Genomic DNA, 20,099 nt, shown 5'->3' on the forward strand with positions numbered 1-20,099 from the left:
CCCGTCGACGTAACCAGACGCACGAGGAGTAGACCCGGTGGTCAGCCAGGAACAGCGGCGGCGTCAGCTCGCCCGGGAGAAGTTCTTGCGGCAGCAGCAGCGGCGCACCCAGGCACGACGCAAGGCGCGCACGCGCAACGCGGTGATCGCGTCGGTGCTCGGCGTGGTTCTGGTGGGCAGCCTCGCGCTGTACACGACCGGGACCCTGAAGGGCGACGACGACAAGAGCAACGCGGGCGCGGAGGTCACGCCCAGCGCCGAGCCGACGAGCAAGGCGCCCGACCCCTGCGACAAGCCCGCGAAGGGCGAGGTGGAGTCGATGAGCTGGAAGAAGGAGCCAGCGATGACCATCGACAAGTCCGCGAAGTACACGATGAAGCTCGCGACGACCTGCGGTGACATAGACATCGACCTGAAGGCGTCGGCGGCCCCGCACACGGTGAACTCGTTCAACTTCCTCGCCGGTAAGGGCTACTTCGACCACACGACGTGCCACCGGCTCACCACGAACGGCATCTACGTCCTCCAGTGCGGCGACCCCACGGGCAACGGCACCGGCGGGCCGGGCTACACCATCCCGGACGAGAACCTGAAGGACAAGAGCCTCAAGGGCGACACCTACCCGAAGGGCACGGTGGCGATGGCCAACCAGTTCGACGCCTCCTCGGGCCAGGGCCGCAACAGCGGTGGCAGCCAGTTCTTCCTCGTCTACGAGGACAGTCCGCTGCCGCCCAACTACACCCCGTTCGGTACCGTTTCCGAGGCCGGGATGAAGGTACTCACGAAGATTGCCAAGGCGGGTGAGAACACCGGCGCGGGCGACGGGGCACCGAACGCGACGGTCGTGATCAACAAGGCCACGGTCAGCGAATCCTGACCCCCAACTGCGTAATTTCGGTCGCGCGGGATGCGGACAGGCAACCCGCCGGTCGCCTATGTTGGCCGTGACGAAACTGTGGACGATGCCCGGGGGAGCCGACGCCCCCCGCAGGCATCATGTGGAGGAGGCGCTGTGAGCAGCGACCCGTGGGGCCGCGTCGACGAGACGGGGACCGTGTACGTGCGTACGGCCGACGGCGAGCAGGTCGTCGGTTCCTGGCAGGCGGGCTCCCCCGAGGAGGCGCTGGCCTATTTCGAGCGCAAGTACGAGGGCCTGGTTGTCGAGATCGGCCTCCTCGAGAAGCGAGTGCAGACCACCGACCTGTCGTCGAAGGACGCGCAGGTCGCGATCGACCACCTGCGCGAGCAGGTCGACGCGCACCACGCCGTGGGGGATCTGGACGCGCTGCGGGCCCGGCTGGACAAGCTGGTCGAGCTGGTGGACAAGCGCCGCGAGGAGCGCAGGGCGCAGCGGGCCAAGCAGACCGACGAGGCCCGGCAGGCCAAGGAGGCGCTGGTCACCGAGGCCGAGGAGCTGGCCCAGTCCGACCAGTGGCGGGTGGCCGGTGAGCGGCTGCGGTCGCTGGTGGACACCTGGAAGGGGCTGCCGCGCCTGGACCGCAAGTCGGACGACGAGCTGTGGCACCGCTTCTCGCACGCCCGGTCGGCGTTCTCCAAGCGGCGCAAGGCGCACTTCGCGCAGCTCGACGCGCAGCGCGAGGAGGCCCGCCGGACCAAGGAGCGGCTGGTCGCCGAGGCCGAGGCGCTGTCCGGTTCGACGGACTGGGGTCCCACGGCCGCGCGCTACCGCGAGCTGATGACGGAGTGGAAGGCGGCGGGCCGCGCCCAGCGCGAGCACGAGGACGACCTGTGGAACCGCTTCCGCGGTGCCCAGGACGTGTTCTTCGCCGCCCGCAGCTCGGTCTTCGCCGAGCGGGACGCGGAACAGGCGGAGAACCTGAAGCTCAAGGAGGAGCTGGCCGAGGAGGCCGAGAAGATCCTCCCGGTGACGGACCTGAAGGCCGCGCGTGCCGCGTTCCGCTCCGTCAACGAGCGCTGGGAGGCCATCGGCCACGTCCCGCGCGACGCCCGGCCGCGGGTCGAGGGCCGGATGCACGCCGTCGAGCGGGCCATCCAGGAGGCCGAGGAGGCCGAGTGGCGCCGTACCAACCCGGAGGCACGCGCGCGTGCCGAGGGGCTGACCGGCCAGCTCCAGGCCGCCGTGGACAAGCTCCGCGGCCAGATCGACCAGGCGCGCGCCCAGGGCAACAACGCCAAGGCCGACAAGCTGGAGCGTGAGCTGGAGGGCCGCCAGGCCCTGCTCGACCAGGCGCTGAAGGGCCTGCAGGAGTTCGGCGGCTGACCCACGGACAGCGACGAGAGGGGCTCCCCACCACGGGGAGCCCCTCTCTGCGTCTGGTCCCCTACGTGCGGTTGCGGGCCGACGTCACGCGGTAGACGTCGTACACGCCCTCCACGCCCCGGACCGCCTTCAGGACGTGGCCGAGGTGTTTCGGGTCGCCCATCTCGAAGGTGAAGCGGGAGGTGGCGACGCGGTCGCGGGAGGTCTGGACGGCCGCGGAGAGGATGTTGACGTGCTGGTCGGACAGGACGCGGGTGACGTCCGACAGGAGCCGGGAGCGGTCCAGGGCCTCCACCTGGATGGCGACCAGGAAGACCGAGGACTGGGTGGGCGCCCACTCGACGTCGAGGATGCGTTCGGGCTCGCGCGACAGTGACTCCACGTTGACGCAGTCGCTGCGGTGAACCGATACGCCGCTACCTCGGGTGACGAAGCCGATGATCGGGTCGCCGGGTACGGGGGTACAGCAGCGGGCGAGCTTGACCCAGACGTCCTCGACGCCCTTGACGATGACGCCGGGGTCGGCGCTGGAGCGGCGCTTGCGGCTGCGGCCACGGGACGGCGGGACCGTCTCGTCGATCTCCTCGGTGGCGGCCTCCTCGCCGCCGAGCGCCTGGACCAGCTTCTGCACGATGTTCTGCGCGGAGACATGGCCCTCGCCGATCGCCGCGTACAGCGCGGAGATGTCCGAGTAGCGCATCTCGTGCGCCAGGGTGACCAGGGAGTCGCCGGTGAGGATGCGCTGGATCGGCAGGTTCTGCTTGCGCATCGCGCGGACGATGGCGTCCTTGCCCTGCTCGATCGCCTCGTCCCGGCGCTCCTTGGAGAACCAGGCGCGGATCTTGTTGCGGGCGCGCGGTGACTTGACGAAGCCGAGCCAGTCCCGGGAGGGTCCGGCACCGGCCGCCTTGGAGGTGAAGACCTCCACCAGGTCGCCGTTGTCGAGGGTGGACTCCAGGGGTACGAGCCTGCCGTTGACGCGCGCCCCTATGGTGCGGTGGCCGACCTCGGTGTGGACGGCGTAGGCGAAGTCCACGGGGGTGGCACCGGCGGGGAGCGCTATGACATCACCCTTCGGGGTGAAGACGAAGACCTCGTTGCGGGAGAGGTCGAAGCGCAGGGACTCCAGGAACTCGCCGGGGTCCTCGGTCTCCTTCTGCCAGTCCAGGAGCTGCCGCAGCCACGCCATGTCGTTGATGGCGGCGTTGTCCTTGCCGGCCTTGCCGGCGGGAGCGCGCGGCACGTCCGTGCGGACCTTGGAGGCACCCGCGACGGCCTCCTGCTTGTACTTCCAGTGCGCGGCGATGCCGTACTCGGCGCGGCGGTGCATGTCGAAGGTGCGGATCTGCAGTTCGACCGGCTTGCCGTTGGGTCCGATGACCGTCGTGTGCAGCGACTGGTACATGTTGAACTTGGGCATCGCGATGTAGTCCTTGAACCGCCCCGGAACCGGGTTCCAGCGGGCGTGGACGGTGCCCAGGGCCGCGTAGCAGTCGCGGACGGTGTCCACCAGGACGCGGATGCCCACCAGGTCGTAGATCTCCGCGAAGTCCCGGCCGCGGACGATCATCTTCTGGTAGACGCTGTAGTAGTGCTTGGGCCGTCCGGTGACGGTCGCCTTGATGCGGGCGGCGCGCAGGTCCTGCTGGACCTCGTCGGTCACTATGGCCAGGTACTCGTCACGCTTGGGTGCCCTTTCGGCCACCAGGCGGACGATCTCGTCGTACATCTTGGGGTAGAGGATCGCGAAGGCGAGGTCCTCCAGCTCCCACTTGATGGTGTTCATGCCCAGGCGGTGGGCGAGTGGCGCGTAGATCTCCAGGGTCTCGCGCGCCTTCTTCTCCTGCTTCTCGCGCTTGAGGTAGCGCATGGTGCGCATGTTGTGCAGGCGGTCCGCGAGCTTGATGACCAGGACGCGCGGGTCCTTGGCCATCGCCACGACCATCTTGCGCACGGTCTCCGCCTGCGCGGCCTCACCGAACTTGACCTTGTCCAGCTTGGTGACGCCGTCGACGAGGAGGGCGACGACGTCACCGAAGTCGCGGCGCAGGTCGTCGAGGCCGTACTCGGTGTCCTCGACGGTGTCGTGCAGCAGGCCCGCCATCAGGGTGGCCGGGTCCATGCCCAGCTCGGCGAGGATGGTGGTGACGGCGAGGGGGTGCGTGATGTACGGGTCGCCGCTCTTGCGCTTCTGGCCGCGGTGCCAGCGCTCCGCGACCTGGTAGGCGCGCTCGATCTGGCGCAGCGTCGACGTCTCGATCTTGGGGTCGTTGCTGCGCACTATCCGCAGCAACGGCTCCAGGACCGGGTTGTACGGGTTGGCGCGCTGGACGCCGAGGCGGGCGAGGCGGGCGCGGACGCGGTTGGAGGAGCCGGTGCGGACGGGCTGCGCGGACGCCGGGCGGATGGGCGGGGTGGCCGTGGGGCGCTGCGGAGGGGACGGCTTGGGGCGCTGCTCGGCGGGGTTCGCGGACGGAGCCGGGGCGTACTCGACCGGCCCGCGGGTGTCGTTCCTGGCGTTCGGCGCGGGCTCCGCCGCGGGGCCCGGGGTGGGCTCGGGCTTGGCGGCGGTCAGGTGTTGGGCCTCGTCTGGCAAGAGGGCTCCTCGTGCGCGATCCGGGTCCCCCGGTCAGGCTCCGGAGACCCCATGGTAGCGATCCCGGGCTCCAGGATCGCCTTCAGGCCAGTGTGAGGGCCGTCTACCCGAGGAACACAAGGGGCGTCCGGGGGATTCCTCCGGGCCCCGGAAACGGGTGCGCGCCCAGCGGTGGGGCTCGGTGCTGGGCGCGCGGTGCGGGGCCGGTCAGATGGTGAGGAGGGACTCCAGGGGCGCTCCGGCCAGCGAGGACTCCAGCCGGGGACGGCCGCCGAGGAAGCTCAGCTCCATCAGGACGGCGACGCCCGCGACCTGGGCGCCGGAGCGGCGGATCAGCTCCAGGGACGCCTCGGCGGTGCCGCCGGTGGCGAGCACGTCGTCGACGACCAGGACCCGGTCGTCGGCGCTGAGGTCCTCGGCGTGGATCTCGATCTCCGCCGAGCCGTACTCCAGGTCGTACGCCTGGCTGAGGGTCGCTCCGGGGAGCTTGCCCGCCTTGCGTACGGGGATGAAGCCGACGCCCGCGCGGACGGCGACCGGGGCGCCCAGGATGAAGCCGCGGGCCTCAAGGCCGACGACCTTGGTGGCGTTCTCGCGTACGGCGATCTCCGCCAGGGCGTCGGTCAGGGCGCCGAACGCCGCCGGGTCCGCGAGCAGCGGGGTGATGTCCTTGAACATCACGCCCGGCTCCGGGTAGTCGGCCACGTCACGGATGCGGCTGAGCAGGAGCTGCTCGATGTCGGTCATCGGCGCTTCCCCGACGGTCGGCCGCGGCCCCGGCCACGGGACGCGGGCTGGTTGCGCGGGCCGACGACCGCGGGCGCGGCGTCCCCCGGCTCGTCGGGGCCGTCGTCGTAGCCGTCGTCCGTGGTGGCGGCGGTCGGCTCCACGGCGGGTTCGCCGCCCTGGGCGCGCTTGGCGAGGACGCGCTTCTTCAGCGCCTTCATCTCCGGCTCGAGTTCCTTGAGGTCGGCGACGAGCGGCGTGGCGATGAAGATCGAGGAGTACGCCCCGGCCGCGAGGCCGACGAACAGCGACAGCGAGATGTCGTTCAACATGCCGCCGCCGAGGACACCGCCGCCGATGAACAGCAGGCCCGCCACCGGCAGCAGCGCGACCACGGTGGTGTTGACCGAGCGGACCAGGGTGCTGTTGATCGAGCGGTTGGCGATGTCGCTGTAGGTCCAGCGGGTCTGCTTGGTGATGCCCTTGGTCTGTTCCTTGAGGCTGTCGAACACCACGACCGTGTCGTACAGCGAGTAACCGAGGATCGTCAGCAGACCGATCACGGTGCCCGGGGTGACCTCGAAGCCGACGAGGGCGTAGATGCCGACCGTGATGGTGATGTCGTGGATCAGGGCGACGAACGCGGCGACGGCCATCCGCCACTCGAAGGCGATCGCCAGGTAGATCACCACCAGGACCAGGAAGATGCCCAGGCCCTGCCACGCCTTGTTGGCGATCTGGTCGCCCCAACTGGGACCGACCAGTTCGGCGTTGATGTCCTCCTCGTTGACCTTGAGGTCCTCGGCGAGGGTGTTCTTGATCTGGTCGGACTTGCTGGTGTCGGTGCCCGCGATCTGGATGCGCAGGCTGCCGTTGCCGAGCTTCTGGACGATCGCGTCGTGACCGGAGGCCTCTTCCGCGTACTCCTGGGCCTGGGAGACGGAGACGGACGTCTTCGGGGTGGTGAAGACGGCGCCGCCCTGGAACTCGATGCCCATGTTCAGGCCGCGCACCGTCAGGCCGACGATCGCCGTGATGGTGATCAGGATCGAGATGCCGTACCAGAGCTTGCGGTTGCCGACGAAGTCGTAACCGACCTCGCCACGGTGCAGTCGGGCGCCGAGGTTGCCGAGCTTCGACATCTCACGCCTCCTTCGGGTCGACGGGGGCGGCGGGACGGCGGGTGCGGCGCAGCGGCGGCTTGGCGCCCAGGGCCTTCGGGTCCAGGCCGGACCAGCGGTGGCCGCTGGCGAAGAACTTCCGGCGCGCCATCAGCGTCAGCAGCGGCTTGGTGAAGAGGAAGACGACCACGACGTCGAGGACGGTCGTCAGACCGAGGGTGAACGCGAAGCCCTGGACCTTGCCGACGGTGACGATGAAGAGCACCGCGGCGGCGAGGAACGACACGAAGTCGGAGACCAGGATGGTGCGCCGGGCGCGCGGCCAGGCCCGCTCGACCGCGGGGCGCAGCGAGCGGCCCTCGCGGATCTCGTCGCGGACGCGTTCGAAGTAGACGATGAACGAGTCCGCGGTGATGCCGATGGCGACGATGGCGCCGCAGACCGCGGGCAGGTTCAGCGCGAAGCCGATGGCCGGGCCGAGCAGCGACATGATCACGTAGGTGAGCGCGGCGGAGACCATCAGCGAGGCGATCGCGATGAAGGACAGGCCGCGGTAGTAGATCACCAGGTACAGGATGACCAGCGCGAGGCCGATGGCGCCCGCGATGAGGCCCGCCTGGAGCTGGTCGCCGCCGAGCGCGGCGGTGACCGTGGTGACGCTGTCCTCCTGGAAGGTCAGCGGCAGGGCGCCGTAGGAGAGCATGTTGGCGAGGTTCTGCGCCTCGTCCTGGGTGAAGCTGCCGGAGATCTCCGCGTTGCCGCCGGTGATGGACTGGCTGACGAACGGGCTGGAGACGACCTCGCCGTCGAGGACGATGCCGAACTGGTTCTGCGGCGACTGGTTCTGCGCGAGCTTGCCGGTGATGTCGGCGAACTTCTTGGCGCCGGAGGAGGAGAAGTCCATCTGGACCTTCCAGCCCGCGCCGCTCTGGGTGTCGTACACGGCGTCGGCGTCGTCGACCTCGGTGCCGTCGACGGCGGCCGGGCCGAGCAGGTACTTGTACCAGACGCCCTCGATCTCGCCGCAGCCGACGGTGGAGTTCTCGGGCTTGGCGCCGTCACCGGCGTCGGTGCGGGCGGCCTTCTTGGAGCAGTCCAGCGCGGCGTACTCCTGCTGGGCCTTGCTGTCGGCGTCGGAGGCGGCGCCCCCGTCCGTGGCGGAGGGGCTGGCGCTCGCGGAGGCGGAGGCCGAGGCCGAGTTGTTGGAGGGGGTCGGGTCGGCCTTCAGCGCGTCGGTGACGGGGCGGCCCTGGGTGGTGGCGGAGCCCGACGGGGTGGCCTCGGCGGTCTCGGTGCCGGTGGCGGACTCACCGTCCGACGGGGACGCCGACGTGGAGGGGCTGGCGGAGCCGGTGGCCTCGTCGGAGGCGCTGGGCGAGGGGCTCGCCGCGGCGCCGCCGGTGGGCTCGGTGGCCAGGACCGGCCGGAAGTACAGCTTGGCGGTGGTGCCGACCTGCTCCCGGGCCTGCTTGGAGTTGGTGCCCTTGGGGATGTTGACGATGATGTTGCGATCGCCCTGGGTCTGGACCTCCGCCTCGGACACGCCAAGACCGTTGACGCGGCGCTCCATGATGGAGACCGCGGTGTTCATGTTGGTCTTGTTGATCGCCGCCTCGTTGCCGTCCTCGGGGACGGCGCGGAGCGTGATGCTCGTGCCGCCCGCCAGGTCGATGCCGAGACGCGGGGTGGTATGTCCGGAGAGGAACATGCCCCCCGTGAGCGCCACGATGGCGATCAGAATCAGGACCAGCGAGCGCACCGGCTTGCTCTGAGCGCTCGCGCTCCGGCCCTTTTTGGGTGCTGCCACCTTCTCGTACTCCCTCTCGGGCCGCTCCGCGCCGGGTCTGCGGGCGGGCGGCCGTGCCATGGTGTGGGGATCTCGTGCGCGACGAGCAGGTCCCGAGGCGCGCGGGTCCCGCCCGCGCGCCCTGGGGCGTGACTACTTCGCGTCGGAGTCGCCGTCGGTCTTCTTCGGCTCCTCGCCCGGCTTCGCGTCGGCGGTGGACGGCTCCTCGGCCGTGTCCTTCTTGCCGAGGTCGACGGAGGCGTCGGCGGAGGTGTCGCCGTCGGAGGCGGCGTCGGCGGACTCGTCGGAGTCGGTGAGGGAGGAGGCGTCGTCCGGCACGAGGTCAGCGTCGGACTTCAGGTCGTGCTCGATGCCGTGCACGATGCGGTTGTACTCGTCATCGGTAAGGACCGCACCGATCGAGTTCTTGGCGAAGAGCAGCTCCACACCCGGTCCGGCGTCGAGGAGGACGGTGTCCTCGTTGACTTCCTTGACCGTGGCGTACATGCCCCCGATCGTGCGGACGCCGGAACCGGGCTGCATCTGGTTCCGCATGTCGGCGGCCTGCTGCTGCTTCTTCTTGGCCGACCGCGTCATCAGGAACATGGCCCCGATGAGCACGATGAACGGGAGGAGGGTCACGAGACTCACGGGTCGGAACTTCCTTCACACGACCGCGGTGGTGAGCGGCCTGATGGTTGGGGGTGTGCTTGCCGCCATGAGAAGGGCGGCATCGGCGGAGTCTAAGCGAGTCCGCGCGCATGGAACAACGCTCAGCATGGCACCAGGGTTCCTGGCCGGGCCAATGTCCGCACCGTCACGTCCCGAACAAGTCCTGTTGTCCGTTTCCTACAGTGCCCGTGCCGGGCGCGGTGAGGCCGAGATGCGCCCACGCCGCGGGGGTGGCGACCCGGCCACGCGGGGTGCGGGCGAGCAGTCCCTCGCGGACCAGGAAGGGTTCGGCGACCTCCTCGACGGTCTCGCGCTCCTCCCCCACGGCGACCGCGAGGGTGGACAGGCCCACGGGGCCGCCGCCGAACAGCTTCAGCAGGGCCTCCAGGACGGCCCGGTCGAGGCGGTCGAGGCCGCGGTCGTCGACCTCGTAGACCGCGAGGGCGGCGGCGGCGACCTCCTGGGTGATCACGCCGTCGGCCTTGACCTGCGCGTAGTCGCGGACCCGGCGCAGCAGCCGGTTGGCGATGCGGGGCGTGCCCCGGGAGCGGCCCGCGATCTCGGCGGCGCCGGGCGCCTCGACCTCGACGTCGAGCAGGCTGGCGGAGCGGTGGATGACCCGCTCCAGCTCGGTGGGCTCGTAGAACTCCATGTGCGCGGTGAAGCCGAAGCGGTCGCGCAGCGGGGGCGGCAGCAGGCCCGCGCGGGTGGTGGCGCCGACCAGGGTGAACGGCGGCAGCTCCAGGGGGATGGCGGTGGCGCCGGGGCCCTTGCCGACGATGACGTCGACGCGGAAGTCCTCCATCGCCATGTAGAGCATCTCCTCGGCGGGGCGGGACATGCGGTGGATCTCGTCGAGGAAGAGGACCTCGCCCTCCTGGAGGGAGGACAGGATCGCCGCGAGGTCACCGGCGTGCTGGATGGCGGGGCCGGAGGTGATGCGGATGGGGGCTCCCATCTCCGCCGCGATGATCATCGACAGGGTGGTCTTGCCGAGGCCGGGGGCGCCGGACAGCAGCACGTGGTCGGCGGTGGCGCCGCGCGCGCGGGCGGCGCGCAGCACGAGGTCGAGCTGTTCGCGGACCTTCTCCTGGCCGATGAACTCGTGCAGGTCCTTGGGGCGCAGGGCGGCCTCGACGGCCTGGTCCTCGCGGTCGGCGGACGCACCGACGAGCCGCTCGGTGGCGGTGTCGGGGGTGTCGTCCCAGTTCATGTGGTGTGCCTCGGTTCTCGACTGCGGGCTAGCGGGCGCGGTTCAGCGTCTGGAGGGCGGCCTTGAGGAGCTGCCCGACCGGGGGCGGGCCGCCCGCGGCCTCCGCCTGCGGGGCGACGGCGGTGACGGCCTCGTCGGCCTCGCGGGTGGCGTAGCCGAGGCCGATCAGGGCGGCGTGCAACTGGTCGCGCCAGCCCTGGGTGACCGGCGCGCCGACGGCGGGGGCGCCGAGGGGTTCGCCGAGCCGGTCCTTCAGCTCCAGGAGCAGCTTCTGCGCGCCCTTCTTGCCGATGCCGGGGACGGCGGTGAGGGCCTTCTCATCACCGGTGGCGACGGCTCGGCGCAGGGCGTCCGGGGAGTGCACGGCGAGCATGGCCTGGGCGAGGCGGGGGCCGACGCCGCTGGCGGTCTGGAGCAGTTCGAAGGTCTGCCGCTCGTCGTCGTCGGCGAAGCCGTACAGCGTCAGGGAGTCCTCGCGGACGACCAGGGAGGTGGCGAGCTTGGTCTGCTGGCCGGTGCGCAGTGCGGACAGGGTGTTCGGGGTGCACTGGACGGCGATGCCGATGCCGCCCACCTCGACCACCGCGGAGTCCGGGGCGAGGGCGGCGACCGGGCCGCTGACGAAGGCGATCATGCCGTACGGCCTTTCGTTGCGTGGGCGGTGTGGGTGGTGCGGGTGGTGTGGGCGGTGTGCTGGGCGACGGCCTGCTGGAGGCGGTTCTGCGCGGGGGCGCGCCAGATGTGGCAGATGGCGAGGGCGAGGGCGTCGGCGGCGTCCGCGGGCTTGGGCGGCGCGCTGAGCCGCAGCAGCCGGGTGACCATGGCGCCGACCTGGGCCTTGTCGGCGCGTCCGCTGCCGGTGACGGCGGCCTTGACCTCGCTGGGGGTGTGCAGGGCGACGGGGATGCCACGGCGGGCGGCGCACAGCATGGCGACGGCGCTGGCCTGGGCGGTGCCCATCACGGTGCGCACGTTGTGCTGGCTGAAGACGCGCTCCACGGCGACGAATTCAGGCCGGTGTTCGTCCAGCCACGCCTCGATGCCCCGCTCGATGGCGACGAGCCGGTCCCCCAGCTCCGCGTCGGCCGGGGTGCGGACGACGCCGACGCCGAGCATGGTGAGCGGCCTGCCCGCGACGCCCTCGACGACACCGACGCCACACCGGGTCAGTCCCGGGTCCACCCCCAGTACGCGCACCGCTCCCCCTTCTCTCGATCGCCTGTTTGTGCAGGCTATCGGGTACCACCGACAACGCGACGGGCCGACGGGTGTGTCCCGTCGGCCCGTTCGAGCGAGAGCGTCGGCTCAGGCGTCGACCTTCTCCATGATCTCGTCGCTGACGTCGAAGTTGGCGAAGACGTTCTGCACGTCGTCGCTGTCCTCCAGCGCGTCGATCAGCTTGAAGATCTTCTTGGCGCCTTCCTCGTCCAGCTCGACCTGCATGGTCGGGACGAAGTTGGCGTCGGCGGACTCGTAGTCGATGCCCGCGTCCTGGAGGGCGGTGCGGACCGCGACCAGGTCGGTGGGCTCGGAGATCACCTCGAAGTTCTCCCCGAGGTCGTTCACTTCCTCCGCACCGGCGTCCAGCACCGCCATGAGGACCTCGTCCTCGGTCAGCTCGCCCTTGGGGACGATGACGACGCCCTTGCGGTTGAACAGGTACGACACCGAGCCGGGGTCGGCCATCGAGCCGCCGTTGCGGGTCATGGCGACGCGGACCTCGGAGGCGGCGCGGTTGCGGTTGTCGGTGAGGCACTCGATGAGCACCGCGACACCGTTGGGGCCGTAGCCCTCGTACATGATCGTCTCGTAGTCGGCGCCGCCCGCTTCGAGGCCGCCGCCGCGCTTGATCGCCGAGTCGATGTTCTTGTTCGGCACCGACGACTTCTTCGCCTTCTGCACGGCGTCGTAGAGCGTCGGGTTGCCGTCCAGGTCGACGCCGCCCATGCGGGCCGCGACCTCGATGTTCTTGATCAGCTTCGCGAAGAGCTTGCCGCGCTTGGCATCGATGACGGCCTTCTTGTGCTTCGTCGTGGCCCATTTAGAGTGGCCGGACATCTGCCTGTCTCCTTCGCGTAACCCATCCAATGACGAACGTCAGAGATCCTACAAGGACTCCGGCGCCCGGCTCGCGCGCACCATGTCGACGAAGAGCGCGTGCACACGGTGGTCGCCCGTCAGCTCCGGATGGAACGACGTGGCCAGCGCGTTGCCCTGGCGGACGGCGACGATGTGCCCCTCGTGCTCGGCGAGCACCTCGGCCGCGGCGCCCACGGACTCCACCCACGGCGCGCGGATGAAGACGCCCTCCACAGGATCGCCGTCGACGCCGCGGACGTCGACCCCCGCCTCGAAGGACTCGTTCTGCCGTCCGAAGGCGTTGCGGCGCACGATCATGTCGATGCCGCCGACGGTCTCCTGGCCCGAGCGCGGGTCGAGGATCTTCTCGGCGAGCATGATCATGCCCGCGCAGGTGCCGTAGACGGGCATACCGGCCCGCACGCGCGCGCGGAGGGGCTCCATCAGGCCGAAGAGGACGGCCAGCTTGGAGATGGTGGTGGACTCACCGCCGGGTATGACGAGGCCGTCCACCTCGGCGAGTTCCTCGGGGCGCCGGACCGGCCTGGCCACGGCGTCGGCCGCGGCCAGGGCGATCAGGTGCTCCCGTACGTCGCCCTGGAGTGCGAGGACTCCGATCACGGGAGCGGTCATCACCAGCCCCGGTTCGCGTAGCGCTCGGACTCGGGCAGGGTGTCGCAGTTGATGCCGACCATGGCCTCGCCCAGGTTGCGGGAGGCGTCGGCGATGATCTTCGGGTCGTCGTAGAAGGTGGTGGCCTTCACGATGGCGGCGGCGCGCTTGGCCGGGTCGCCGGACTTGAAGATGCCGGAGCCGACGAAGACGCCCTCGGCGCCGAGCTGGCGCATCAGCGCGGCGTCGGCGGGGGTGGCGACACCACCGGCGGAGAAGAGGACCACCGGGAGCTTGCCCAGCTCGGCGACCTCCTTGACCAGCTCGTAGGGGGCGCGCAGCTCCTTGGCGGCGGCGTACAGCTCGTTGTTGTCGTAGCCGCGCAGCCGGGCGATCTCGTTCTTGATCTGGCGCAGGTGGCGGACCGCCTCGACGACGTTGCCGGTACCGGCCTCGCCCTTGGAGCGGATCATCGCCGCGCCCTCGGCGATCCGGCGCAGGGCCTCGCCCAGGTTGGTGGCGCCGCAGACGAAGGGGGTGGTGAAGGCCCACTTGTCGGAGTGGTTGACCTCGTCGGCCGGGGTGAGGACCTCGGACTCGTCGATGTAGTCGACGCCGAGGGACTGCAGCACCTGGGCCTCGACGAAGTGGCCGATGCGGGACTTGGCCATCACCGGGATCGACACGGCGTCGATGATGCCCTCGATCATGTCCGGGTCGGACATCCGGGCCACGCCGCCGTCCTTGCGGATGTCGGCGGGGACCCGCTCCAGGGCCATGACGGCGACGGCGCCCGCGTCCTCGGCGATCTTCGCCTGCTCCGGCGTGACGACGTCCATGATCACACCGCCCTTGAGCTGCTCGGCCATGCCGCGCTTCACGCGCGCGGTGCCGGTCTCGGGGGTCTGGTTCTCGGAGAGGGTGCTGGACACGGGTGACCTCACTGAAGGGAAAGAGGGCTACTAGGCACCGAGGAAACGTGAGGCGTGCAGGCCACAGCAAGGGCCAATGGGGAAGCGGTGGCTCGTTTTCCGAACGGGAGGTGTCCGGAATACGACGCTCAGGCGGCCCTCTCCACCAGCGCGGCGGGCGGTTCGTCGTCCATCTCGAAGGCCAGCGGGAAAGGGGCGTGCCCGGCCAGCCGGAACCAGCGCACCTTGCGGTGCCGCCGCAGGGCGCGGGCCGCGCGGACGGCGTCGTTGTGGAAGCGCCGGGCCATCGGCACCCGCCGCACCGCCTCCGCCAGCTCCGTGACGGCCGCCTCACCGCCGGGGGCGGCCCGCACCTCGTCCACTTGGCCCGGGTCGGCGAAGACCGCGCGCAGGGCCTGGCTCAGCTCGCTCTCCGCGAACTCCCGCTGCTCCTCCTCGGCCTGCCGGGCGGCGTGCGCGGCCTCGTACAGCACGATCGACGCGGCCGGGTCGAGCACCCCGGAGGTGGCCAGCTCCTGCGCCACGGAGGCCCGGCGCAGCAGTTGCGCGTCGAGGGCGGCGCGGGCGGCGTCGATGCGCGCGTGCAGGCGGTCCAGGCGGCCCGCGGTCCAGCTCAGGTACAGGCCGATCGCCACGAGGGCGACCAGGATCCAGATGAGGGTTGCGGTCACGGGCGGCAAGGCTATACCCGCGTGCGGCGGGGGGGTTTCCCACGAGGGGTCACGGGCCCGCTCGTCAGTCCCGACTTTCCTGTCGGTCGTGAGCGAGCCTCAACCGGGCTCGTCAGTCCCGTCAGTCCCGCGCCAGCCCGAACCGTGCCCGCAGGCCCGTCGTCCGCTCGTCCGTCGCCACCGCCGCCGCGCCCGCCGTCACCGTCTCGTAGACGGAGAGGATGTCGGCGCCGACGGTCGACCAGTCGAAGCGCCGGACGTGGGCGCTGCCGCGCGCCCGCAGTTCCTCGCGGCGCCCGGGGTCCCCGAGGAGCCGGACGGCCGCCTCGGCCAGGGCGTCCGCGTCCTCGTTGGCGAAGAGCTCGCCCGCCGCCCCATGGTCGAGGACCTGCGCGAAGGCGTCCAGGTCGGAGGCGAGCACCGGCGCGCCCGCCGACATCGCCTCGACGAGGATGATGCCGAAGCTCTCCCCGCCGGTGTTGGGCGCCACGTACAGGTCGACGCTGCGCAGCAGCCGCGCCTTGTCCTCGTCGCTGATCATGCCGAGGAACTCCACCCGCGCGCGCAGCTCCTCCGGCAGCGACTCGACGGCCTCCTCCGCGTCGCCCCGGCCCGCCACCAGCAGCCGCGTTCCCGGCCGCTCGGCGAGAATCCTCGGCAGGGCCCTCATCAGCACCGGAAGGCCCTTGCGCGGCTCGTCGATGCGCCCGATGAAGCCGATCGTCCCGCCCTGCCACTCCGGCTTGGGCTCGGCCCGCGCGAAGAAGTCCACGTCGACGCCGTTGGGGATGACCACCGCGTCGCCGCCGAGGTGCTCGACGAGCGTGCGGCGGGCGTACTCGCTGACCGCGATCCGGGCGCTGATCTTCTCCAGCGCCGCCTGGAGGATGGCGTACGCGGCGATCATCGCGCGTGAGCGCGGGTTGGAGGTGTGGAACGTCGCCACGATCGGGCCCTGCGCCGCCCAGCAGGTCAGCAGGCCCAGCGAGGGCGACGTCGGCTCGTGGATGTGGATGACGTCGAACGCGCCGTCGTGCAGCCAGCGCCGCACCCGCGCCGCCGACAGGAAGCCGAAGTTCAGCCGGGCCACCGAGCCGTTGTACGGCACCGGGACCGCGCGGCCCGCCGAGACCACGTACGGCGGCAGCGGGGTGTCCTCGTCGGCCGGGGCGAGGACGGACACCTCGTGGCCGAGGCGCAGGAAGTACTCGGCCAGGTCACGGATGTGGAACTGGACGCCGCCGGGGACGTCCCAGGAGTACGGGCAGACGATGCCGATCCTCACGAGGGTCCCTTCGCGGGGTCGAGGTCCTCGGTCCACAGCCGTTGCAGCATGTGCCAGTCCTCCGGGTGCTCGGCGATGCCGGTGGCGAAGGCGTCGGCCAGCGCCTGTGTCATGGCAGACGTCTTCTCGGCCCGGTCACCTGACTCGGGTACCTCGACCGGCGGGTGCACCCGGCCCCGCATGACCGGCGAGTCGTCATACCAGAGGGTGACCGGCAGCAGCAGCGCGCCGGTCTGCTGCGCCAGCAGCGCGGGCCCCGCGGGCATCCGCGCCCGGGCGCCGAAGAAGTCGACGGTCACCCCGGAGGCGGACAGGTCGCGGTCCGCGACCAGGCAGACCAGGCCGCCGTCGCGCAGCCGCCGGGCCAGCGTGCCGAAGGCGGAGCCGCCGCTGTGCGGCAGGACCTCCATGCCGAGGCCCTCGCGGTAGGCGACGAACCGGTCGTACAGCGTCTCCGGCCTCAGCCGCTCGGCGACCGTCGTGAACGGCGTCGCCAGCTTCGTGGTGACCCACGCGCCCGCCAGGTCCCAGTTGGCCAGGTGCGGCAGCGCGAGGATCACGCCCTTCCCGGCGGCCAGCCCGTCGGTCAGGTAGTGCACGTCCTTCGGGTCGAAGCCGCCCTTGACGCGCTCGGCGCTCCACGCCGGGAGCCGGAACGACTCCATCCAGTACCGCAGGTACGAGCGCATCCCCGCGCGGGTCAGCTCCGCCAGGCGCTCCGGCGTGGCGTCGGGCACCACGCGCGCGTAGTTGGCCGCCAGCCGCTGGACGCCCTTGCCGTTCCGCCGCCAGGCGACGTCGGCGATGGTGCGGCCGAGCCGTACGGCGACCGGCTCGGGGAGCTTCTTCACGGTGCCCCAGCCAGCGCCGTACAGCGCGTCCGTCAGCCGGTCCTGGGCGCTCATGTCGCCGCCCCGCCGTCCGGCGAGGCTCCCCCGGCCCCCCGCGCGGCGTTGCGGGCGCCTGGGGCGGCACCAGCGCCGTTCTGGGCGGCGTTGCCGGACGGCTGCGCGGCCTGCGCCGCGGCTTCCGCCTCCGCCGCCGCCTCCGCCTCCGCGGACTCCCGGCGCACGGTGACCACGCGCTGCACCAGCGTGACCAGACTGCCGACGGCGACGATCCACAGCGCGATCGGCAGCAGGTACTGGATGCCGGGCACCCCGAACTTGTGCAGCCCCGCGAACCCGGCCGCCACCAGCGAGATCACCAGCCGCTCGGCCCGCTCGACCAGCCCGTTGACGGCGACCGGCAGCCCGATCGACTCACCGCGCGCCTTGGTGTACGACACCACCTGGCCGCTGGCCAGACAGAAGATCGACACCGCGCACAGCACGATGTCGTCCCCGCCCGCCGCGTACCACAGCGCGAACCCGCCGAAGATCGCGCCGTCGGCGACCCGGTCGAGCGTCGAGTCCAGGAAGGCGCCCCAGCGGCTGGAGCGGCCGAGCTGGCGGGCCATGTTCCCGTCGACGAGGTCGGAGAAGACGAACAGCGTGATCACGACCGTGCCCCAGAAGAACTCCCCCCTGGGGTAGAAGACCAGCGCCCCCGCCATCACACCGGCGGTGCCGATCAGCGTGACCGTGTCAGGGCTGACGCCCCGCCGGATCAGAAACGTGGCGAACGGCGTGAGAACACGCGTGAAGAAAGCACGCGCGTACTTGTTCAGCATGGCCTTCCCGAGGGTCAATTCGCCGCGCGGCCCCTGCTGGCCACCGGCTGGCCCATCGTAGCCACGCGCGCGTGCCCGTGGCTGCCGGGCACCGACAGCCCGCGCGGGCCACCGGCGCCACGTCCAGAAAGTCGGTTTCGCATCCTCCGTATGGACGCACCGTGACGGGAGTGGAAAGCTCGAAGGATCGCGGGCGTCGCCGGAGCCGCCCCCGCACGCGGTTCCCGCGTGTCCGCGCCCACAGGGACCTCACCGCGCACGGGAGGCAGGACAATGGGCGACAAGGCGAACACACACCCCGGAGCCGCCGGCAGGGCAATGGCGGCCGACCACCCCGCGTCCGTACGGAATGTGGTGCTGGTCGGCCACTCCGGATCGGGCAAGACCACCTTGGTGGAAGCCCTCGCGCTGACCGCGGGGGCGGTGAACCGGGCGGGCCGCGTGCAGGACGGCGGCACCGTCTCCGACTACGACGAGATCGAGCACCGCCAGCAGCGCTCGGTACAGCTCTCCCTGGTGCCCGTCGAATGGAACGGCATCAAGATCAACCTGCTGGACACCCCCGGGTACGCCGACTTCGTCGGGGAGCTGCGCGCCGGTCTGCGCGCCGCGGACGCCGCCCTCTTCGTCGTCTCGGCCTCCGACGGCGTGGACGGCTCCACCCGCATGGTGTGGGACGAGTGCGCCGCCGTCGGAATGCCGCGCGCCATCGTCGTCACCCACCTGGAGGCGGCCCGCGCGGACTACGACGAGATGACCGGGTTCTGCGCCGACGCGTTCGGCGCCGACGACCCCGACGCCGTACTGCCGCTCTACCTGCCGCTGCACGGCCCGCAGGCCCCCGACGGGCACGCGCCCGTGACCGGCCTCATCGGGCTGCTGTCGCAGCGGCTGTACGACTACTCCACCGGCGAGCGCAAGGAGTCCGAACCCGTCGAGGACCAGCTCCCGCTGATCGAACAGGCCCGCAACCGGCTCATCGAGGGCATCATCGCCGAGAGCGAGGACGAGACCCTCATGGACCGCTACCTCGGCGGCGAACCCGTCGACGTCAGCACGCTCGTGACCGACCTGGAACGGGCCGTCGCGCGCGGCACCTTCTTCCCCGTGCTGGCCGCCGCCCCCGCGACCGACGGCGCCCGGCAGGGCCTCGGCACGGTCGAACTGCTGGAACTGATCACCGGCGGCTTCCCGACGCCGCTGGAACGCACCGCGCCCCGCGTCACCACCATCGACGGCACCCCGCGCGAGCTGAAGCCCTGCGACCCCGACGGCCCGCTCGTCGCGGAGGTCGTGAAGACCTCCTCCGACCCCTACGTCGGCCGCGTCTCCCTGGTCCGCGTCTTCTCCGGCACCCTGCGCCCCGACGAGACGGTCCACGTCTCCGGGCACGGGCTCGCGGACCGCGGCCACGAGGACCACGACGTCCACGAACGCGTCGGCGCCCTGTCCACCCCGTTCGGCAAGCGGCAGATCCCCGTCACCCACTGCGTCGCGGGCGACCTCGCGTGCGTGGCCAAGCTCGCCCGCGCCGAGACCGGCGACACCCTCTCCGCCAAGGACGACCCGCTCCTCATGGAGCCCTGGGAGATGCCCGACCCGCTGCTCCCCCTCGCCATCCAGGCACACAGCAAGGCCGACGAGGACAAGCTCTCCCAGGGCCTCGCCCGACTCGTGGCCGAGGACCCCACCATGCGCCTGGAACAGAACCAGAACACCCACCAGGTCGTCCTGTGGTGCCTGGGCGAGGCCCACGCGGACGTCGCCCTCGAACGACTGCGCAGCCGCTACGGCGTCCAGGTCGACGTCATCCCCCACAAGGTGTCCCTGCGCGAGACGTTCGCCGCCAAGTCCGCGGGCCGCGGACGGCACGTCAAGCAGTCCGGCGGCCACGGCCAGTACGCCATCTGCGAGATCGAGGTGGAGCCGCTGCCGGGCGGCTCCGGCATCGAGTTCGTCGACAAGGTCGTCGGCGGCGCGGTGCCCCGGCAGTTCATCCCGTCGGTGGAGAAGGGCGTCCGCACCCAGGCCACCAAGGGCGTCGCCGCCGGATACCCCCTGATCGACGTCCGCGTCACCCTCCTGGACGGCAAGGCGCACTCGGTGGACTCCTCCGACGCCGCCTTCCAGACAGCCGGGGCCCTCGCCCTGCGCGAGGCCGCCGCCGACGCGCGCATCCACCTCCTCGAACCGGTCGCCGAGGTCAGCGTCCTCGTCGGCGACGACTACGTGGGCGCCGTCATGAGCGACCTGTCCGGACGGCGCGGCCGGGTCCTCGGCACCGAGCAGACCCCCGGCGGGCGCACCCTCATCCGCGCCGAGGTACCCGAGATCGAGATCGACCGGTACGCCGTCGACCTGCGCTCCCTCTCCCACGGCACCGCGCGCTTCAGCCGCCGCTACGCCCGGCACGAGCCGATGCCCGCGCAGGTCGCGGAGAAGGTCCGCGAACAGGAGGCCGACCAGGTGTGACAACACCCGCCCCGGACCGC

At 71.3% G+C, this 20,099-nt stretch carries 17 protein-coding genes and 1 pseudogene; 3 read left to right on the plus strand and 15 right to left on the minus strand.

Annotation, left to right across the window (positions count from 1 at the left end; genetic code table 11):
• The first annotated feature begins 37 nt into the window (after nucleotides 1–37).
• Together ACFQZ6_RS05780 and ACFQZ6_RS05785 are read left to right on the plus strand one after the other, a co-directional pair.
• Entirely contained in the window at nucleotides 38–877 is an 840-nt protein-coding gene (locus ACFQZ6_RS05780) for a peptidylprolyl isomerase (protein ID WP_381605276.1), read from the plus strand.
• A 135-nt stretch (nucleotides 878–1,012) separates the two neighbouring features.
• The gene (locus ACFQZ6_RS05785; protein ID WP_381605278.1) at nucleotides 1,013–2,242 is read left to right on the plus strand and encodes a DUF349 domain-containing protein; all 1,230 of its coding nucleotides are present in this window, start codon (nucleotides 1,013–1,015) and stop codon (nucleotides 2,240–2,242) included.
• Nucleotides 2,243–2,303: 61 nt separating this feature from the next.
• Here the strand turns inward: ACFQZ6_RS05785 and ACFQZ6_RS05790 are convergent, their stop codons facing one another.
• From ACFQZ6_RS05790 to pgsA, 15 genes and pseudogenes are all read right to left on the minus strand, one after another.
• Complete coding sequence (locus ACFQZ6_RS05790; RefSeq protein WP_381605280.1) at nucleotides 2,304–4,838, minus strand: RelA/SpoT family protein; 2,535 nt, start codon at nucleotides 4,836–4,838, stop codon at nucleotides 2,304–2,306.
• Between the two features lie 207 nt (nucleotides 4,839–5,045).
• Nucleotides 5,046–5,585 (minus strand): adenine phosphoribosyltransferase, encoded by a 540-nt coding sequence (locus tag ACFQZ6_RS05795; protein ID WP_381605282.1) that lies wholly within the window; start codon nucleotides 5,583–5,585, stop codon nucleotides 5,046–5,048.
• Nucleotides 5,582–6,706: a protein translocase subunit SecF gene (gene secF / locus ACFQZ6_RS05800; RefSeq protein ID WP_381605284.1), complete on the minus strand. Its 1,125-nt coding sequence runs from the start codon at nucleotides 6,704–6,706 to the stop codon at nucleotides 5,582–5,584. The genes ACFQZ6_RS05795 and secF overlap by 4 nt, the downstream gene beginning before the upstream one ends.
• A gap of 1 nt (nucleotide 6,707) precedes the next feature.
• On the minus strand, nucleotides 6,708–8,492 hold the full coding sequence (secD, locus tag ACFQZ6_RS05805) for a protein translocase subunit SecD (protein ID WP_381605286.1): 1,785 nt from the start codon (nucleotides 8,490–8,492) through the stop codon (nucleotides 6,708–6,710).
• A 132-nt stretch (nucleotides 8,493–8,624) separates the two neighbouring features.
• Nucleotides 8,625–9,122 (minus strand): preprotein translocase subunit YajC, encoded by a 498-nt coding sequence (gene yajC / locus ACFQZ6_RS05810; RefSeq protein WP_381605288.1) that lies wholly within the window; start codon nucleotides 9,120–9,122, stop codon nucleotides 8,625–8,627.
• Between the two features lie 166 nt (nucleotides 9,123–9,288).
• Nucleotides 9,289–10,356, minus strand: a complete 1,068-nt coding sequence (gene ruvB, locus ACFQZ6_RS05815) for a Holliday junction branch migration DNA helicase RuvB (RefSeq protein ID WP_381605290.1) — start codon at nucleotides 10,354–10,356, stop codon at nucleotides 9,289–9,291.
• Between the two features lie 28 nt (nucleotides 10,357–10,384).
• A complete protein-coding gene (gene ruvA / locus ACFQZ6_RS05820; RefSeq protein ID WP_381605292.1) occupies nucleotides 10,385–10,990 on the minus strand; it encodes a Holliday junction branch migration protein RuvA in 606 nt (201 codons plus the stop codon).
• Nucleotides 10,987–11,553 (minus strand): crossover junction endodeoxyribonuclease RuvC, encoded by a 567-nt coding sequence (gene ruvC / locus ACFQZ6_RS05825; protein WP_381605294.1) that lies wholly within the window; start codon nucleotides 11,551–11,553, stop codon nucleotides 10,987–10,989. The genes ruvA and ruvC overlap by 4 nt, the downstream gene beginning before the upstream one ends.
• 108 nt (nucleotides 11,554–11,661) lie before the next feature.
• Nucleotides 11,662–12,414, minus strand: a complete 753-nt coding sequence (locus ACFQZ6_RS05830) for a YebC/PmpR family DNA-binding transcriptional regulator (protein WP_381605296.1) — start codon at nucleotides 12,412–12,414, stop codon at nucleotides 11,662–11,664.
• Nucleotides 12,415–12,462: 48 nt separating this feature from the next.
• A complete protein-coding gene (gene pdxT / locus ACFQZ6_RS05835) occupies nucleotides 12,463–13,068 on the minus strand; it encodes a pyridoxal 5'-phosphate synthase glutaminase subunit PdxT (RefSeq protein WP_381605299.1) in 606 nt (201 codons plus the stop codon).
• Entirely contained in the window at nucleotides 13,068–13,979 is a 912-nt protein-coding gene (gene pdxS, locus ACFQZ6_RS05840) for a pyridoxal 5'-phosphate synthase lyase subunit PdxS (RefSeq protein ID WP_381605301.1), read from the minus strand. The genes pdxT and pdxS overlap by 1 nt, the downstream gene beginning before the upstream one ends.
• Before the next feature lie 128 nt (nucleotides 13,980–14,107).
• Nucleotides 14,108–14,650, minus strand: a complete 543-nt coding sequence (locus tag ACFQZ6_RS05845; RefSeq protein ID WP_381605303.1) for a hypothetical protein — start codon at nucleotides 14,648–14,650, stop codon at nucleotides 14,108–14,110.
• A gap of 121 nt (nucleotides 14,651–14,771) precedes the next feature.
• Nucleotides 14,772–15,935 (minus strand): glycosyltransferase family 4 protein, encoded by a 1,164-nt coding sequence (locus tag ACFQZ6_RS05850; RefSeq protein WP_381605305.1) that lies wholly within the window; start codon nucleotides 15,933–15,935, stop codon nucleotides 14,772–14,774.
• The gene (locus tag ACFQZ6_RS05855) at nucleotides 15,932–16,840 is read right to left on the minus strand and encodes a phosphatidylinositol mannoside acyltransferase (protein WP_381605306.1); all 909 of its coding nucleotides are present in this window, start codon (nucleotides 16,838–16,840) and stop codon (nucleotides 15,932–15,934) included. Before ACFQZ6_RS05855 ends, ACFQZ6_RS05850 begins: the two co-directional genes overlap by 4 nt.
• Nucleotides 16,841–16,941: 101 nt before the next feature.
• Nucleotides 16,942–17,663 (minus strand): annotated as a pseudogene (pgsA, locus tag ACFQZ6_RS05860) (phosphatidylinositol phosphate synthase); the annotation flags it as partial.
• Between the two features lie 217 nt (nucleotides 17,664–17,880).
• Here pgsA and ACFQZ6_RS05865 point away from each other — a divergent pair.
• Nucleotides 17,881–20,079 (plus strand): elongation factor G-like protein EF-G2, encoded by a 2,199-nt coding sequence (locus tag ACFQZ6_RS05865; protein WP_381605308.1) that lies wholly within the window; start codon nucleotides 17,881–17,883, stop codon nucleotides 20,077–20,079.
• Nucleotides 20,080–20,099 lie beyond the last annotated feature (20 nt).

The sequence above is a fragment of the Streptomyces flavalbus genome (assembly GCF_042674625.1).
Lineage (GTDB): Bacteria > Actinomycetota > Actinomycetes > Streptomycetales > Streptomycetaceae > Streptomyces > Streptomyces flavalbus.

Excerpts from the sequence above, each read along its gene's own strand:
- ACFQZ6_RS05795 (WP_381605282.1), bottom strand. The coding sequence starts at position 5,585 with ATGACCGACATCGAGCAGCTCCTGCTCAGCCGCATCCGTGACGTGGCC.
- secF (WP_381605284.1), bottom strand. The coding sequence starts at position 6,706 with ATGTCGAAGCTCGGCAACCTCGGCGCCCGACTGCACCGTGGCGAGGTC.
- ruvB (WP_381605290.1), bottom strand. The coding sequence starts at position 10,356 with ATGAACTGGGACGACACCCCCGACACCGCCACCGAGCGGCTCGTCGGT.
- ruvA (WP_381605292.1), bottom strand. The coding sequence starts at position 10,990 with ATGATCGCCTTCGTCAGCGGCCCGGTCGCCGCCCTCGCCCCGGACTCC.
- ACFQZ6_RS05830 (WP_381605296.1), bottom strand. The coding sequence starts at position 12,414 with ATGTCCGGCCACTCTAAATGGGCCACGACGAAGCACAAGAAGGCCGTC.
- pdxT (WP_381605299.1), bottom strand. The coding sequence starts at position 13,068 with ATGACCGCTCCCGTGATCGGAGTCCTCGCACTCCAGGGCGACGTACGG.
- ACFQZ6_RS05855 (WP_381605306.1), bottom strand. The coding sequence starts at position 16,840 with ATGAGCGCCCAGGACCGGCTGACGGACGCGCTGTACGGCGCTGGCTGG.
- ACFQZ6_RS05865 (WP_381605308.1), top strand. The coding sequence starts at position 17,881 with ATGGGCGACAAGGCGAACACACACCCCGGAGCCGCCGGCAGGGCAATG.